Source organism: Paraburkholderia sp. BR10937, from assembly GCF_040965695.1.
Classification (GTDB): Bacteria; Pseudomonadota; Gammaproteobacteria; order Burkholderiales; family Burkholderiaceae; genus Paraburkholderia.
This window is the reverse complement of sequence record NZ_JBFRCL010000015.1, coordinates 140,164-157,516: the sequence shown is the minus strand read 5'-3', so window position 1 is coordinate 157,516 and position 17,353 is coordinate 140,164. Positions and strand designations below refer to the sequence as shown.

Genomic DNA, 17,353 nt, shown 5'->3' with positions numbered 1-17,353 from the left:
ATAACCGGAGACAGTTGATGAGCGAAAAGACCCCCACCCAGACGGCCAGCGGCCCGCAGGACATGACCCCGTCCGAGGCCTTTGTCGAAACCCTCGCGGCCAACGGCGTGACCGACATGTTCGGCATCATGGGCTCCGCGTTCATGGATGCGATGGACATCTTCGCGCCCGCCGGCATTCGCCTCATTCCCGTCGTTCACGAGCAGGGTGCGGCGCACATGGCCGACGGCTACTCGCGCGTATCGGGCCGCCACGGCGTCGTGATCGGCCAGAATGGTCCCGGCATCAGCAACTGCGTGACGGCCATCGCGGCGGCGTACTGGGCCCACAGCCCGGTCGTGATCGTCACGCCCGAGGCGGGCACGATGGGCATCGGCCTCGGCGGCTTCCAGGAAGCGAATCAGCTGCCGATGTTCCAGGAGTTCACGAAGTACCAGGGCCACGTGACGAACCCCGCGCGCATGGCCGAGTACACCGCGCGCTGCTTCGACCGTGCCATGTCCGAAATGGGCCCGACCCAGCTGAACATTCCGCGCGACTACTTCTACGGCAAGATCAAGGCCGAGATTCCGCAGCCGCGCCGGCTCGACCGCGGCCCCGGCGGCGACGAAAGCCTCAACGAAGCGGCGGATCTGATCGCCGGCGCGAAGTTCCCCGTCATCATCTCCGGCGGCGGCGTCGTGATGGGCGATGCGATCGAGGAGTGCAAGGCGCTCGCCGAACGGCTCGGTGCGCCCGTCGTGAACAGCTACTTGCACAACGATTCGTTCCCCGCGAATCATCCGCTCTGGTGCGGCCCGCTCGGCTACCAGGGATCGAAGGCCGCGATGAAGCTGATCTCGCGCGCCGACGTCGTGATCGCGCTGGGCTCGCGCCTCGGACCGTTCGGCACGCTGCCGCAACATGGTATGGACTACTGGCCAAAAGACGCGAAGATCATCCAGATCGACGCCGATCACAAGATGCTCGGCCTCGTGAAGAAGATTTCGGTGGGCATTTGCGGCGACGCGAAGGCGTCGGCGCAGGCGCTGACCGAGCGTCTCGCGAACCGCACGCTCGCGAGCGACGCCAACCGCGCCGAGCGCGCCGACCAGATCGCCACCGAAAAGGCCGCGTGGGAAAAGGAACTCGACTCGTGGACGCACGAGCGCGACGCCTACAGCCTCGACATGATCGAAGAGCAGAAGCACGAGCGCACGCCCACCGGCGGCGAGTATCTGCATCCGCGCCAGGTGCTGCGCGAGCTCGAGAAGGCGATGCCCGAGGACGTCATGGTGTCGACCGACATCGGCAACATCAACTCCGTCGCGAACAGCTATCTGCGCTTCAACAAGCCGCGCAGCTTCTTCGCCGCGATGAGCTGGGGCAACTGCGGCTATGCGTTCCCGACCATCATCGGTGCGAAGGTGGCCGCGCCCCACCGCCCCGCGATCTCGTATGCGGGCGACGGCGCCTGGGGCATGAGCCTGATGGAAACGCTCACCTGCGTGCGTCACAACATTCCGGTGACGGCCGTCGTGTTCCATAACCGCCAATGGGGCGCCGAGAAGAAGAACCAGGTGGACTTCTACGATCGTCGTTTCGTGGCGGGCGAACTGGACAGCCCGAGCTTCGCCGGCATTGCGAAGGCGATGGGCGCGGAAGGCATCGTGGTGGACAAGCTCGAGGACGTGGGCCCGGCACTCAAGCGCGCGATCGATCTGCAGATGAACCAGGGCAAGACGACCATCGTCGAGATCATGTGCACGCGTGAGCTCGGCGATCCGTTCCGCCGCGACGCGCTCTCGAAGCCCGTGCGCCTGCTCGACAAGTACAAGGACTTCGTCTGAAGGGCCAGCCGCAGCCCGCGCGCGCCGTACGTTGCAAGTAGGTGCGTGCGGCCTGCCTCCGATTGCCGGCCGCAGGCGGGGCACCCGCTTGTGGCCGGTTTTCGTCTGGACACGCCAGCTGCTGGCGTGCGTCTGTCCGTTTGTGCGTCCATGAGCCCATGACACCATGAAAGCCCTGAACCGTATCGTCGAAAGCGCCGGCCTCGCGCCCATGCGCATCGTGCTGTGCGAAGCCGATGACCCACGCGTGCTCGCCGCCGCGGCGCGGGCGCACCAGGAGGGCATTGCTCGCATCATGCTCCTCGGCGACCCGGGCGCGATCCGCGCGGCCGCCGCACGCGAGTCGGTCGAGCTCGGCGAGATCGCGCTGATCGACCCGCAAGAGAGCCCATGGCGCACGGCCCTCGCCGACGAACTCGTCACGCTGCGCGGCGCCAAGGGCATGACGCCCGCGCTCGCGTGGGAGGAGGCCGCGAAGCCGCTCGTCTTCGCCAACCTGATGGTGCGTCTCGGCCACGCGGACGGTTCGGTGGCGGGCGCCGTTCACACCAGCGCCGACGTGGTGCGCTCGGCCATCCAGCTGATCGGCGTCGAGCCGTCGTTCAAGCTCGTCTCGAGCTTCTTCCTGATGATGCTGTGCGAGCCGTTTCATCGCTACAAAGGCGGCCTGATCTTCTCCGATTGCGCGCTCGTGGTGGACCCCGACGCCGTACAGCTCGCCGAGATCGCCATGGCCGCCGCCGACAGCGCGCGCAGCCTGCTGATGGAAGAGCCGCGCGTCGCGATGCTGTCGTTTTCGACGAGCGGCAGCGCCCACCATGCGAGCGTGGACAAGGTGATCGAGGCGACGCGGCGCGTGCACGAGCAGCGCCCCGCCCTCTGCGTCGATGGCGACGTGCAGCTCGACGCGGCGCTCGTGGCCGAGATCGCCGAGCGCAAGATCGAGCATTCGCAGTGCGGCGGCCACGCGAACGTGCTGGTCTTCCCGAATCTCGACGCGGGCAATATCGGCTACAAGCTCGCCGAGCGCCTTGGCGGCGCGAAGGCCATCGGCCCGCTGATGCAGGGCCTGAACCGGCCCGCCAACGATCTTTCGCGCGGCTGCTGCCCCGAGGATATCTATTACGTGATCGCCACCACGGCGGTCCAGGCGCAGACGGCCCGCCAACGCGACGTCACTCACTCGAAGGAACCCCACGCAGCATGACGCATGAGAAGGTCCTGGTGCTGATCGCCGTGATCGGCGCAGCCAGTTATTTTCAGACGATCACGGGCTTCGGCCTCAGCATGATCGTCATGGGCGCCACGAGCGGCTTCAGCCTCGCGCCGCTTGCAAGCATCGCCACCCTGCTGAGCCTCGTGACGCTCGCGAACAGTGCGGCCGCACTGCCCGGCAAGCTCCACCATATCGACTGGCGGGCCGTGGGCGCGGCGACGCTCGGCGTGCTGCCTTCGGTCGTAGTCGGCGTGATGGTGCTTGACTACCTGAGCGCCTCGGCCTCCGGCATGCTGCAGTTGCTGCTCGGCGCCGTCGTGCTGTATGGCGGCCTGTGCGCCGCGCTGCGGCCCGTGCCGCTCGCGCAACGCTCGGGCGACCGCAGCTTTTTCGTGAGCGGCGTGTGCGGCGGCCTGCTGAGCGGCATGTTCGGCGTGTCCGGGCCGCCGCTCATCTTCCAGTTCTATCGCCAGCCGCTCGAGCTGATCGAGATTCGCTGCGCACTGATCCTGCTCTTCACGGTCACGTCGCTTGTGCGCGTGCTGTTCAGCGCCTGGGAGGGCGAGCTTCCCGCTTCGATCTGCATCGAGGCCGCGCTCGCCGCGCCGGTCGTGATGCTGATGACGCTCGCGGCGCGCCACTACCCGCCGCCGCTGTCTTCCCTCGCGATGCGCAGGCTGGCGTTCGGCGTGCTGATGACCATCGGCGCTTCGCTCGTACTGTGTGCGGTGAAGGAACTGATGGTGTGATGTGAGCGGGTGATGGCCCGCGCAGGAATCGATGACTGTGCGCAGGCCGCCGCCATTGCGCTAACGCAGCGCCCCAATCCATCGCGCGAGACCGATCAGCCGGGCCATATCGGGCGGCTCGCCGGAGTCGAGCGCGACGCAATGCCGGTAGTACGGACTGAGATCGAGCCCGACGCCCAGCCCGATCACGTCGACATCGCGCATCGCCTCGTGCCTCGCCACCACCTCCTTCAGGTGATTGTCGAGATAGAAGGCATCGTTCGCCTGCGCCGTGGCCGTGTCCATCGGGCTGCCGTCCGAGATCGCGACGAGAATGCGCCGCGCCTCGGTGCGGCCCGCGAGCCGCGCGCACGCCCATTCCACGGCCTCCCCGTCCACGCCCTCGCGAAACAGGTCCGCCTTGAGGAGCGCGGCGATGGCCGGGCGAGCGCGCCGCCAGCTCTCGTCGGCGGACTTGAACACCATGTGGCAGGTCTCGTTCAGGCGCCCCGGATGCGGCGGCCGTCCGCCCCCTAGCCAGTCCGCACGCGCACGGCCGCCGTTCCAGGCGAGCGTCGTGAAGCCGAGCACCTCGGTCGCGATTCCCGCCTGCTCGCATGCGCGCGCGAGCAGATCGACCATCATCGCAACGGGCTCGATATGCGCCTTCATCGACCCCGAGCAATCGATCAGGAAGCCCACCACACAATCGCTGCGCGGCTCGAATCGCTCGCGCCTGAACACGCGCCGCTCGGCGGGCGAGCTGACGACCTGCGCGAGGCGTCGGCCGTCGATGCGGCCGTCCTCCTCGCCAAAGAGCCAGCCATCGCGCTGCGGCACCGCAATCGCTGCCTGCAGCGCGCGCGCCAGGCGCGCGACGTTGATGCCGCACGCGGCGATGCGCCCGTCGAGCCGCTCGCGATACTCGCGCAACAGCACTTCGCGCACGCGCGTGGCGGGCCGGATCTCGCGGTCGTACTGCGTCGTGTATGCGCGATAGCCATTCGCCGCTTCGGCCAGCACGCGGCTCACGCCGGTCGGCGCGAGCGCGGGCAGTTCGACACTCGTTTCGTCGAAGTCGACCCACAGCGAGAACGACGTCAACGCGTCGTCGGCTGCGCGGGCTTCGTCGGCGTCGTCCTCTGCACTTGCCGCGCGCGCGTCGTCGAGCATCGTCGCGACGCGGCGCGCCAGTTCGCGGGCATGCGCCGCGTAGGCGCGTTGATCTGCGCGAGTCGCGCGCAGCCCCGCAAGCTGCACGCCGATCTCGGGCACGATGCCGGCGCGTGTCGCTTCGATCAGGTCCTCGGTCTCGTCGAGCACGGGCCAGCCGGTCACGCGCGACCAGGCGATCTGCGCCACTGTGTAGAGCAGGATGCCGAGATGGCCTTCGGTCAAGCCTGCCCGGCAATACGCGCGCGACCACGTTTCGAAGCGATGCCGCAAGTTGTGCGCGAGTCCCGGCATGCCGGGCGGCAATTGCGCCTCGCAGCGCACCTGCTCGCACAGCTCGAACAGCAGGCGCTCGATCGGGGCGTTGGGAGCCAGCAGCCGGTGCAACGCCGCGTCGGAATGGAGGAGCCGTTGCGCGGCGGCGTCGGCGGCGCCACGCAGCGAAGCGAACTCGTCCTCGTAGACGTTGCTGCGCAGATGCGGCGCATAGAGCGGCAAGGGCCGCGACCCGCGGCAAAGCCGCCCGCCGCGATAATGGAGCGCGGCGTCGCCGGTGAGCGCGCGCACGGCGGCCGCGCATAGCGACTCGCGCCGCAGCGCGGTGCGCACTGCCTCGGGTGTGGGCGTGGCACTCACGCGTGCGGTTCCCGCGGTTCACCGCCCTGCGCGGTGGAGGTAGCGTCCAGCTCGACGCCAAAGCAGCGCTGGTAATACTCGGCGACGATCGGCCGCTCCGCTTCGTCGCACTTGTTGAGGAACGTGAGCCGGAACGCCAGCGCGGGATCGCGGAAAATCTGGCAGTTCTCGGCCCAGTCGATCACGGTGCGCGGCGACATCAACGTGGAAAGATCACCGGTCGCGAAGCCTTTGCGCGTCATCGCCGCCATGCTGATCATCGAATCGACGAGTTGCCGGCCCGCCTCGTCGGACATCTCCGGCACGCGGGCGAGCACGATGCCGGCCTCCTCCTCGCGCGGCAGGTAGTTGAGCGTGGCGACCACGTTCCAGCGGTCCATTTGCGCGTGATTCAGCATTTGCGTGCCGTGATACAGGCCGTTGAGATTGCCGAGGCCGATCGTATTGGTGGTCGCGAAGAGGCGGAAGTGGGCGTGCGGGCGGATCACGCGGTTCTGGTCGAGCAGCGTGAAGCTGCCGTCGCGCTCGAGAATGCGCTGGATCACGAACATCACGTCGGGGCGGCCCGCATCGTATTCGTCGAAGATCAGCGCGACCGGACGCTGCAGCGCCCACGGCACGATGCCCTCCTGGAACTCCGTGACCTGGCGGCCGTCGCGCACCACGATCGCGTCCTTGCCGACGAGATCGAGCCGGCTGATATGGCCGTCGAGATTCACGCGCACGCAGGGCCAGTTCAGGCGCGCGGCGACCTGTTCGATATGCGTGGACTTGCCCGTGCCGTGCAGCCCCTGCACCATCACCCGCCGGTTGCGCGTGAAGCCGGCGAGTATGGCGAGCGTGACTTCGGGGTTGAAGCGATAGGCCTCATCCACGTCGGGCACGTGGGCGTCGCGCTCGCTGAAGGCCGGCACCATCAGGTTCGAATCGAAGCCGAAGCGCTCGCGCACCGACACCAGGCGGTCCGGGCCCTCCATCGCGCGTTCCGTGGTCATCGCGTTCTCCTTGTCGCGTTCATGACTGTTTGCAGGCTGCGGCTTCATTTGCCGTAGCGGCCCGCGCCCGTTCCGGTTGCGGCGGGCGGCCACGTCGCGAAGGACGGCGCGTACTCGCGGGCACGCTCACGGATACGCGCGCGGCGCTGCAGCCATGCGTAGGTGACGAGCAGCACGACGAGGCTCGCCACGCCGAGCCAGAGCGGCTTACGCTGCTCGGGGATGAACGCCATTGCGACGAGAATCCCCACCATGCCAGCGATCGCCACCCACGTGAGGTAGGGGAAGCACCACATCTTCACGCGCAGCTCGCCAACGGCCGCCGGATCGAGGCGCTTGCGCAGGCGCAGTTGCGACAGGGCGATCAGCAGATAGACGAAGATCGCGACCGTGCCATACGAGTTGACGAGGAACGCGAACACCGTATCCGGCGACACGTACGACATCACGACCGATACATAGCCGAACACGGTGCCAAGCAGGATCGCGCGCACCGGTACGCCGCGGCGGTTGACTTTCGCGAGCGCCGCCGGGGCGTCGCCGTGGCGGGTCAGTGCGAACAGCATGCGCGAGGCCGCATAAAGCCCCGAGTTGAGCGCCGAAAGCACGGCAGTCAGCACGATCGCGTTCATGATGTTCGCGGCGGCGGGCAAGCCCATCACCTGGAGCGCGCTCACATAGGGCGTCGACATGGCCGGCGAATTCCACGGCACGAGCGCGACCACGAGCAGCACGGAGCCGACGTAGAACACGAGGACGCGCGTGATGACCGAGTTCGTGGCCTTCGCGACGGCTTTGGCGGGCTCGCGCGCTTCGGCCGCCGCGATCGTGACGATCTCCGCGCCGAAGTAGAAGCCCGTGGCCGCGACGGCGCCGCTCAACACCGGCCCGATGCCCTTCGGCATGAGGCCGCCATGGCCGAGCAGCGTCGGCAATACGGCGGTCGTATGCAGCGACGACGGCCACAATCCAAGCACATAGAGGCCGCCGAGAAAGAGGAAAACGATGATCGCCGCGACCTTGATCGAGGAGAACCAGAATTCGAACTCGCCGTAGCTGCCGACCGAAATCAGGTTCGTTGCGCTCAGGAGCACGAGCAATACGAGGCTGATGAGCCACGCGGGCGCGTCGGGTAGCCAGAACTGGACGAGCTTGGCGCCTGCCACCGCCTCGACAGCGACCACGATGACCCAGAAGTACCAGTACATCCAGCCGGTGAGGAAGCCGGCCAGCTTGCCCGGTCCGCGCCAGGTGGCGAAGGCGAGGCGTGCATATTCGTAGAACGAACCGACTGCGGGCATGGCGCAGGCCATTTCGCCGAGCATGCGCATGACTAGCACGACGAGGCCGCCGGTGATGAGGAAGGAGAGGACGGCGGCTGGGCCTGTTTGCTGGATCACGACGCCGCTGCCGACAAAGAGGCCGGCACCTATCACGCCGCCGAGGGCGATCATTGTCATGTGGCGCTGCTTGAGGCCGCATTTCAGTTGCTGGTTGTCCTTCGGGGGTTGCATGTCACCTCCATTTTGGGTTCGGTTTTTGGGGCGCCTTTTTGGGTGGCGCTTTTTTTGTTTGATTTAGTTTTTTTAGGTTTTCCTGTGTTCGCGTCGGTACGCACGCGTTGCCTGTGCGGGGCGGCACCTACTTTCTTTGCGGCGGCAAAGAAAGTAGGCAAAGAAAGCCGCTCACACCGCCACCGCCCGCCACAGTTCACATCTCGCCGTAAATGGTGAATGGCTCCGGAGCGTCTGTCGCCTCGCACCACCCAACTGAGTGACAAGGCAGTCATTCATCCCGCTGCTCGCTGCGCGCGCTGCGGTCGGGTCTGCATGGGAAACCAGGTGGCACGAACAAGCATGCGCGAAAACGCACGCGCACCAATGGTTCAAGGTTATGCCCTTCGGCGCGCGGAGCGCCGCCGGAAGTATGAGCGCCTTGTCACTACCTTTGAAGGTGCGAGATGACAGACGCTCCGGAGCCATTCACAATTTACGTCGAGATACGAACCGTGGCAGGCGCTAGCGGTTTGAGCGGCTTTCTTTGCCTACTTTCTTTGCCGCTGCAAAGAAAGTAGGTGCCGCCCCGCACAGGGGCAACGCGTGCGTACCGACGCGAACACAGGAAAACCCAAAACCCAAACCTCAAGCCTTCTCATCCCGCCTGAAATACTGCAAATAAAGCATCCTCTGCCCAATCCGTCGGAACGGCGCAAACGGATGCCCAGGCAACGGCGTAGTAAAAATCGGCAGCGTAAGCTGTCCACCCTTACCAGCGATACGCTCGGCAAGCCTCCTCCCCGCCTGCTGAGAATAAGACACGCCATTACCCCCATAGCCAAGTGCATAAAACACCGATTGCAGGGGATCGGGCTGACACACCCGAGGCATCATGTCGTGGCTCACATCCACCCACCCCCACCACGAATAATCGATCTGCACGCCACGCAGCGCTGGAAACTTGCGCGCCATGCCCTCCTTGAGCAGATCGAGATGCCGAGGATTGGGCGCATCCTCACCGGTAATCGCGCTGCGGCTGCCAATCTGCAATCGCCCGTCGGGCAAGAACCGATAGTAAAAGCGCAACGTACGCGTATCCGTGAGCACCTGAGTCGTCCGAAAGCCGCAAGCGGCGATCTCGGCTTCGGTAAGCGGACGCGTAACCATCGAGTTAGAGAGAATCGGCATGACCTTGCTGCGCAGCGTGGGATGCAGCGTCTGCGCCGTGTACGCGCCGGTCGCGATGCCAACCGCCCGCGCCCGTACCACGCCGCCCGGCGTGCGCAAATGATGCACACCGTTGATGGTCTCCCATCCCATCACCGGGCTGCTCGTGTGAACCTTCGCGCCAGCGGCACGAGCGAGGCGCAGATAACCGAACGCCAGCTTCAGCGCGTGAATGCCGATCCCTTCGGGATCATGCAGCGCGCCGGCCGCCTCGTGATCGTCGACGAATTCTCGGCGAAACGTCTGCGCGCTCAATAGCTCAGACGGGTAGCCGAATACGTCCTTCCAGACCTTCGCCTCGGCGGCGAGCTTCGCCATGATGCGCGGCCGGTGCGCGATCAGGAAGTGGCCGCCCGGCTGTGGATCGCAATCGATCTCTGCAACGAGTTCCTTGAAATGATCGAAGCCCTGCTGAATCTCGTCGTGCATTTTCAGCGCGACATCCTTGCCCCAGCGCTCGATCCATTGCGAGCGCGACAGGCGGCCCGAGGCGTTCTGCCCCTGTCCGCCATTGCGGCTGCTGCAGCCCCAGCTCGTGCGGTTCGCCTCCAGCACCACGGCCTTGATGCCATGCTCGCGTGCGAGGCAGAGCGCCGTGGCGAGCCCCGTGTAGCCCCCACCGATGATCGCGACATCCACGTCGAGATCCCTCGTGACGGGCCCGTCGTCGGGCGGCGGGCTGCCCGCCGTCGCGACCCAGTAGGTCGGCGCGTAATCCTTGCCGACGCCCGGGCCCGGCGAGACGAGCGGATCGTACCTGGGGTCGTACTTCGTGGAGTCGGAATCGCTCGCGGCAAAGCCAGCGGCGGTGGGATCGACTGTGCTGTATCCCATGATCAATGCTCCACAGGCTTCGTGAAGACGCTTGCACGCTCCGCTACGAAAGCGGTTTCTGCCGACTGCCTGTTCGTCATGCCTGTCTCCTTGCAAAGCTGTCGTCGTTCTTTGGCGCTCTGTTGTGAAAAATTCTAGGCAGACCAGACTGGCGCAGGTAGAGCCAGTGGACCGGTATCGCCTGGTACAGCGGCTTGTTACAGCGCGCGAATCATTTGCATGACATATCGGGGTAATCCGCTACGTAGCCGCGCGAACTTTGCGCTCATACTGAAATGTGCCGGGAAACTCGAACAATTCGTTTCATTTCCACGCCCTTCAGGAGGAGACCGATGCGCGACACAGCGCGAGAGACGACGCAAGCCCCACCGCAAATCAGGGCGCAAGACCATACCCCCGCGCTGCGCGAAGAGTCGTCGGCCGACGACGCCCGCGTGCTGCGCGCGCTCGTGGTGCTGGAGCAACTGGCGTCCGCGGGCCAGCCGTACACGCTTTCGCAGTTGTCCGCGCGGCTGCACATTCCCAAGGCGACGCTGCTGCGACTCATCGATTCGCTGGAAGCGCGCGGCTACGTGATCCACATGCCCGACTCGCGCGGGCACGACCGCAGCATCGCGCTGGGCCCGCGCGCGGCGCAGCTCGCGCTCGCCACGCTCGCCAACAACACTTTCACGCGCTCGTGCCGCGTGCTGCTGCGCACACTCGTAGAGTCGCTCGGCGAAACCTGCAATCTCACCGCGCTAGACGGCGACCGCGTGCTCTATATCGAGCGCGTCGAGACGACGGAGCCATTGCGCATGGAGATGCGTCCGGGCATGCATGTTCCGCTGCACTGCACCGCGAGCGGCAAACTATTCCTCTCGCAGATGAGCGTGCTCGAGCGCAACGCGCTGCTCGAACGCCTCGTGCTGACGAAGATGACGCACCGCACCCTGACCGCCCCCAAGGCGCTCGCGGCCGAGCTCGAACAGCTCGCGGTGCGCGGCATCGGCATCGACAACGAAGAGTTCGTGCGCGGCATGGTGGCGATTGCGGTGCCGGTGCGCGACCCCGCCAGCAAACACGTCCTCGCCGCGCTCGCCGTGCACGCCCCGACCGCGCGCGCGACCCTCGAGGAACTGCTGGAGTCGGTGGGCCGCATGAAGCAGACGGCGAGCCGACTCGCGCCGCTGCTCCAGGGGCTCTCGCTCGCCTGAGCGGACCCCGGCGCGTCGCCGCTTCGGCGGCAAAAGGTCCGCGCTGCGCCGTGGCTTTCTGATTCCGTTTCGGCAGTTTCCGTTTCACTTTCGGCCCGCGCGCACGATCGATGCTTGCGGTCGGCATCCCCTTCCCCGACATTGATCCGAAAACGCGGCACGCCATGCCGCTCCAGGATTTCGAGGAGATGGGATTCATGGACCATGAGGTCGACTACCTGATCGTCGGCGCCGGATCGGCCGGTTGCGTGCTTGCCCACCGGCTCAGTGCCGACGCGCGCAACGCCGTGCTGCTGCTCGAAGCGGGTGGCGAAGACAACAATCCGTGGATCCACATCCCAGTCGGGTACTTCAAGACCATGCACGACCCCGCGCTCGACTGGTGCTACCGCACCGAGCCGGACGAAGGCGTGGCCGGCCGGCAGATCGACTGGCCGCGCGGCAAGGTGCTCGGCGGATCGAGTTCGCTCAACGGTCTGCTCTACGTGCGCGGGCAGCGCGAGGATTACGATCGCTGGGCGGCGCTCGGCAATCGCGGCTGGAGTTATGCCGACGTTCTCCCGTATTTCAGGAAGTCCGAGGATCAGGAGCGTGGCGCGAACGCCTGGCACGGCGTCGGCGGACCGCTGAAGGTCTCCGACCTGCGCTTGCGCCGGCCCATTGCCGATCATTTCATCGCCGCGGCGCAGGAGATCGGCATCCCGCTCAATGAGGACTACAACGGCGCGGTCCAGGAAGGGGTCGGCTACTTTCAGCAGACCGCCTATAACGGCTTTCGCTGGAGCACTGCGAAGGGTTTTCTCAAACCCGCGCGCAAACGCAGCAATCTGATCGTGGAAACGCGGGCGCAGGCGAGCCGGATCCTGTTCGAAGGGCGCCGCGCGGTCGGCGTGGAGTATCTGCAGGACGGCGTGAAGAAGACCGCGCGGGCGCGCGTCGAGGTGATTCTCGCTTCGGGCGCGATCGGCTCCCCGCAAATTCTTCAGCACTCCGGAGTGGGTCCGGCGCATGTGTTGCGCAACGCGGGCGTTGCCGTACTGCATGACTTGCCGGGCGTCGGCCAGAACCTGCAGGACCATCTTCAGGTGCGGCTCGTGTTCCGCACGCGCGAACGCACGCTCAACGACGAAGTCAACCATCCGTTGCGCAAGGCGTGGATCGGCCTGCAATACGCGCTCTGGCGCACCGGGCCGCTCACGCTGGCGGCCAGCCAGGTGGCGATCTTCACGCGCTCGAACCCCGCGGTCGAGCGCCCCGACATCCAGTTCCACATGCAGCCGCTGAGCGCCGACAAGCCCGGCCAGGGCGCGCATCCCTTCTCGGCATTCACCGCGTCCGTCTGCCAGTTGCGGCCCCATAGCCGCGGCAGCGTGGAAATCCGCTCCGCCGACCCGCTCCAGTACCCGGCCATTCGCGCCAATTATCTGTCCGATCCGCGCGACCATCCCGTCGTGATCGGCGGCATTCGGGTGGCGCGCCGCATTGCCGCCGCGCCGTCGCTCGCGCCGCACATCGTGTCCGAGTTCGTGCCCGGCGAGCGGTATCAGAGCGATGCCGAATTGCTGGATGCGGCGCGCCAGTTCAGCCAGTCCATCTATCACCCCGCGGGCACCTGCAGGATGGGCCGCGACGCGACTGCGGTCGTCGACGATCGCCTGCGCGTGCATGGCCTCGCCGCGCTGCGCGTCGTCGATGCGTCGATCATGCCCGAGCTCGTCTCGGGCAACACCAACGCCCCCGTGATCATGATCGCGGAGAAAGCCGCCGACATGATTCTCGAGGACCACCCGGGCCTCACCGAGCCGCACCGGGAGCATGCCGAGGCCCACCCCTGAAGTCACCACACTCAGGGGTTCAAGCAAGTAGTCCATGCAGCACTGCAACGACACGCAGCAAACAAAGGATACCTGACGAAAGTACCTGCTTTTCAAGGAACCGCACCGCACCAGGTGCGCCCAAAAAGGAGACAGCCATGAACGCATTGCCCCGCACCGATGCCAGGCAGATGAGGCGCGTGGTCGTCGCGAGCCTGATCGGCGCGACCATCGAGTGGTACGACTTCTTCCTCTACGGCGTCGTCGCCGGCATCGTCTTCAACAAGCTTTATTTCCCGAGCGGCGATCCGCTCATCTCGACGATGCTCGCCTACGGCACCTTCGCAGTGGGCTTCCTGAGCCGTCCGCTCGGCGGCATCGTGTTCGGTCACTTCGGCGACCGGCTCGGCCGCAAGAGCATGCTGATCATGACGCTCTCGATCATGGGCGTCGCCACCGTGTTGATCGGCACTGTGCCGACCTATGCGCAGATTGGCCTGTGGGCGCCCGCGCTGCTGCTCGTCCTGCGCGTCGCGCAGGGTCTGGGCCTCGGCGGCGAATGGGGCGGCGCCGTGCTGATGTCGTTCGAATACGCGCCCGAAGGCAAACGTGGCCTCTATGCGAGCATCCCGCAAATCGGCCTCGCGATCGGGCTCTGCCTCGCGTCGGGCGTGGTCGCCCTGCTCTCCTCCGTGCTCAGCAATGCGCAGTTTCTCGCCTGGGGCTGGCGCGTGGCGTTCTTCCTTTCCTTCGCGCTCGTCGCGATCGGCATGTATATCCGCCTGCGCGTGCTGGAAACACCCGAGTTCGAGCGCGTGAAGCAACAGGGCGCCGAAGTCCGCGTGCCGATCGCCGAGGTGCTGTCCCGCTATCCCGGCAACGTGCTCGCCGGCATGGGCGCACGCTTCATCGACGGCGTGTTCTTCAATGTCTTCGCCGTCTTCACGATCGCCTATCTCACGCAGACGCTCAAGCTCTCGCGCACCGACGCCCTGCTCGCCGTCATGGCCGCCGCTTTCACGATGATCTTCACGATTCCTTTTTTCGGCCGCCTTTCGGACCGCATCGGCAGGACGCGCATCTACTTCTGGGGCTCGCTCTTCACGGGCTTGTCGTCGTTCTTCGGCTTCTGGCTCATGAAGCACAGCGGCGGCTCGCCGGTGTTCGTGTGGATCGCCGTGATCATTCCGCTGGGCGTCATTTACGCTTCGGTCTACGGGCCCGAGGCGGCGCTCTTCGCTGAACTGTTCGACGCCAACGTGCGCTACTCCGGCATTTCGTTCGTCTATCAGTTCTCCGGCATCTTCGCGAGCGGCATCAGCCCGATCATCGCGACGTGGCTTTTGCAGCGCAACGGCGGCGATCCGTGGCTCATCTGCCTCTACACGATGTTCGCGGGTCTCGTGAGCGCGCTTTCGGCCGCCTGGGTGGGCCGCCGCCATCACACGCGGCATCTTGCCATCAGCGGTGTGCGGTGAACGGTTCGCCGCGCTGCACGCGCGGCCTTGAATGCGGCGCTACGCGGCGGTATGCACGCAACACGCAAGCAGTCCGTCGCGCAGCATCGTTTCGGTTTCGGGATCGATGAAGCCGATGAAGACGATGACGCTCTCCGCGCTCGCCGCCGCATGCTCGCCCTGTGCGGGCGGCGTCATGCGCAGCCGGCGAGCAGCGACCTGGCACACGCGAGTGCTGATGCCGCCATCCGCATCGGCCACGCGCACGAAACCTTTAGCGCGCAGGATCGTGCGCGGCAGCGCCTTGAGCCACGCTCGCAGGCGCGCCTTGTCCAGCACGTCGGGCGCAGCAAGCGTCATGCTCGCGAAGGCGGGAAACACGCCAGCGTTCGACCCGAGCGGCTGGTGCTGCCAGCGCCTGACATCGGCGAGCGCGCGCGTTTGCGGCACGCTCGCGTCGAACAGCAGCGCGGGCGGGACGCGCCCGTGATCGGCGGCCACGACGATGTCGGTGGGCGCAAGCGCGCGCACGTCCGCGACGGCGCGCTCGCGCGCACCGGCCTCGATCAGATCGAGCTTGGTGACGATCACCGCGCTCGCGCTGTCGATCTGCTGCTGCGCCATCGCGCCGACCAGCGGATCGGCGAGCGTGTGCACGAACTCGAGCGCATCCGCAATCACGAGCACCGCCGTGAGACGAAACGCGCCGTTGAGCAAGCCCACCTGGGCGATCTTCGCCGGGTCGGACACGCCGCTCGCTTCGATCAGCAGCAGGTCTGGCCGCTCTTCGCGCGCGGCGAGGCGAGCAAGCGCATCGACGAGCGCGCCGCCGATCGTGCAGCAGATGCAGCCGTTGTCGAGTTCGATCACGTCGTCGCTGCGCGCGCGCACGAGCCGGGCGTCGATATTCACGGCGCCGAAGTCGTTGACGAGCACCGCAATGCGCTTGCCGTGCGGCGCCTCCAGCAACTGGTTGACCACCGTGGTCTTGCCGGCGCCGAGGTAGCCGCCGATCACCGCGAGGTCGATCGGCGCGCGCACGGTCGCGGGCGTGGCGGCGGGATTCATCGCGGGGCGCGCATGACGCGTCCGCCGAGCACCGTGCCCCACACCGGCACGTCCTTCAGCCGCTCGGGCGCACAGGTGCTCGGGTCTTCGTCGAGCACCGCGAAATCGGCGAACTTGCCCACTTCGATGCTGCCGATCAGGTGATCGAGGCGCAGCGTGTACGCGGCGCCGAGCGTGATCGCATGGAGCGCCTCGTCGACGGTGAGCCGCTCCGCCTCGCCCAGCACGCGCCCGCTGGCCGTTTCGCGCCGAACCGCGCACCACGCGGTAAACAGCGGGCTCAGCGCGGTGATGGGCGCGTCCGAATGCAACGCGTAGGGAATGCCGACGCGCTGCGCCGAACCGGCCGGGTCCATGCGGTTCGCGCGGTCCGGGCCCATGGTCTGGCCGTAGTGTGCATCGCCCCAGTAGTAGATGTGGTTCGCGAAGAAGTTCACGCACAGGCCCAGCGCACGGATGCGCCGCAATTGCGCCGCGTCCGCCATCTGGCAGTGCTGCAGCGTGTGCCGGTGGTCGGGCCGCGGATGGCGCGCGAGCAGCGTCGCAATCGCGTCGAGCACGACCTCGGTCGCTTCGTCGCCGTTGGTGTGGATATGCAGCTGCAGCCCCGCGCAGTGGTACGGCTCGAACACTTCGACCAGCTGCCCGGGCGGAATCAGCCACAGGCCGTTGGGCTGTCCGCCCGCGTAGCCCGGCCAGCGCACGCGTGCGGTGAAGCCCTGGATCGAACCATCGACGATGAACTTCACCGGCCCGAAGCGCAGCTTGTCGGTATTGCCCGCCATCGCCTCCAGCACGCCGGCCGCGCGTTGCGCGGGATTACGCTGCGGCGCGAACGCGGGCACGATGCGCACGGGGTACTCGGGGTCGGCCGTGACGCTGTGCAAGGTCTGGTTGCCCTGGGGCGAGAGGTCGTTGACGAGATCGGTCGCGGTCGTCACGCCCGCGAGCTGCGCGACGCGGCCGAAATTCCAGACCGCGTGCGGCTTCTCGCTGGCCGCGATCGCGAGCTTGCCGCCAATCACCTGGTAGATCGGGAACATCGCCGCGAATTCCTGCAGCTCGCCCGTGGGCTGGCCCTGCGCGTCGCGCGCGATGCCGTCCACGTCGGTGTCCTCGTCGATGCCGGCGAGCGCGAGCATCGCGCTGTTCACGTTCATCAAATGCACGCTCGCATGGAGAATGGCGATCGGGCGGTTCGCCGAGACCGTGTCCAGTTCGCGTGTCGTCAGACGCGCCGCACCGAAGTAGATCGGATCGAAGCCCCACGCGAGCAAAGGGCCGTCTTCGGTCATGGCGCGTTCGGCTTCCGAGAGGCGTTCGAGCACCGCGTCGAGCGTGCGCAGCCCGTGCCACAGCTTGCCGTCCGGCCCGCGACGGTCGTAGTAGCCCACGTAGACCGCATCCCATACCGCGCCTTCCATCAGGTGGCAATGGCCTTCGACGAGCCCGGGCATCAACACCTTGTCGCGCAGCGTGTCGTCGTGCGTGCAGGCGCCGTATTGCGTCTCCCACCGCGCGGCGTCCTCGCTCGTGCCGACCGCGAGAATGCGCCCCTCGCGCACGGCCACGTGCGTCGCATGCGGCTGGCCGGGGTTGAGCGTGAGGATGCGGCGCGCCGCGAAGACCGTGACCGGCTGACCGGCAGAAGCAGACGAGGCTTGCGGATTCATTGACAGGCTCA

General features: G+C 66.6%; 12 protein-coding genes. 6 read left to right on the top strand and 6 right to left on the bottom strand.

The window, feature by feature from the left end; genetic code table 11:
• Positions 1-17: 17 nt before the first annotated feature.
• The 3 genes from xsc (at position 18) to AB4Y44_RS15075 (ending at position 3,794) form a co-directional block, all read left to right on the top strand.
• Positions 18-1,829, top strand: a complete 1,812-nt coding sequence (gene xsc, locus AB4Y44_RS15085) for a sulfoacetaldehyde acetyltransferase (protein ID WP_342922348.1) — start codon at positions 18-20, stop codon at positions 1,827-1,829.
• A 166-nt stretch (positions 1,830-1,995) separates the two neighbouring features.
• Positions 1,996-3,036: a phosphate acetyltransferase gene (gene pta, locus AB4Y44_RS15080; protein WP_368700067.1), complete on the top strand. Its 1,041-nt coding sequence runs from the start codon at positions 1,996-1,998 to the stop codon at positions 3,034-3,036.
• Positions 3,033-3,794, top strand: coding sequence for a sulfite exporter TauE/SafE family protein (locus tag AB4Y44_RS15075; protein ID WP_368700066.1), 762 nt, complete (start codon positions 3,033-3,035; stop codon positions 3,792-3,794). The genes pta and AB4Y44_RS15075 overlap by 4 nt, the downstream gene beginning before the upstream one ends.
• Before the next feature lie 60 nt (positions 3,795-3,854).
• On the opposite strand, the gene AB4Y44_RS15070 is transcribed toward AB4Y44_RS15075, so the two are convergent.
• The 4 genes from AB4Y44_RS15070 to AB4Y44_RS15055 all read right to left on the bottom strand — a co-directional run bounded on the left by AB4Y44_RS15070 (position 3,855) and on the right by AB4Y44_RS15055 (position 10,134).
• Positions 3,855-5,582 carry a cobalt chelatase gene (locus AB4Y44_RS15070; protein ID WP_368700065.1) on the bottom strand — a complete coding sequence of 576 codons (1,728 nt, stop codon included), beginning with the start codon at positions 5,580-5,582 and terminating at the stop codon, positions 3,855-3,857.
• Positions 5,579-6,559 (bottom strand): AAA family ATPase, encoded by a 981-nt coding sequence (locus tag AB4Y44_RS15065; protein WP_368700078.1) that lies wholly within the window; start codon positions 6,557-6,559, stop codon positions 5,579-5,581. Before AB4Y44_RS15065 ends, AB4Y44_RS15070 begins: the two co-directional genes overlap by 4 nt.
• 62 nt (positions 6,560-6,621) lie before the next feature.
• Entirely contained in the window at positions 6,622-8,091 is a 1,470-nt protein-coding gene (locus tag AB4Y44_RS15060) for an amino acid permease (protein WP_368700064.1), read from the bottom strand.
• Positions 8,092-8,718: 627 nt separating this feature from the next.
• Entirely contained in the window at positions 8,719-10,134 is a 1,416-nt protein-coding gene (locus AB4Y44_RS15055; RefSeq protein ID WP_368700063.1) for an NAD(P)/FAD-dependent oxidoreductase, read from the bottom strand.
• 332 nt (positions 10,135-10,466) lie between these two features.
• Between AB4Y44_RS15055 and AB4Y44_RS15050 the strand changes: the two genes are divergently transcribed.
• The 3 genes from AB4Y44_RS15050 (at position 10,467) to AB4Y44_RS15040 (ending at position 14,622) form a co-directional block, all read left to right on the top strand.
• Positions 10,467-11,330, top strand: coding sequence for an IclR family transcriptional regulator (locus AB4Y44_RS15050; RefSeq protein ID WP_368700062.1), 864 nt, complete (start codon positions 10,467-10,469; stop codon positions 11,328-11,330).
• 197 nt (positions 11,331-11,527) lie between these two features.
• Positions 11,528-13,165: a GMC family oxidoreductase gene (locus tag AB4Y44_RS15045; RefSeq protein ID WP_368700077.1), complete on the top strand. Its 1,638-nt coding sequence runs from the start codon at positions 11,528-11,530 to the stop codon at positions 13,163-13,165.
• Between the two features lie 137 nt (positions 13,166-13,302).
• Complete coding sequence (locus tag AB4Y44_RS15040; protein WP_368700061.1) at positions 13,303-14,622, top strand: MFS transporter; 1,320 nt, start codon at positions 13,303-13,305, stop codon at positions 14,620-14,622.
• Positions 14,623-14,661: 39 nt separating this feature from the next.
• Here the strand turns inward: AB4Y44_RS15040 and AB4Y44_RS15035 are convergent, their stop codons facing one another.
• A complete protein-coding gene (locus tag AB4Y44_RS15035; protein ID WP_368700060.1) occupies positions 14,662-15,669 on the bottom strand; it encodes a GTP-binding protein in 1,008 nt (335 codons plus the stop codon).
• Complete coding sequence (locus tag AB4Y44_RS15030) at positions 15,666-17,342, bottom strand: amidohydrolase (RefSeq protein WP_368700059.1); 1,677 nt, start codon at positions 17,340-17,342, stop codon at positions 15,666-15,668. The genes AB4Y44_RS15035 and AB4Y44_RS15030 overlap by 4 nt, the downstream gene beginning before the upstream one ends.
• Between the last annotated feature and the right edge of the window lie 11 nt (positions 17,343-17,353).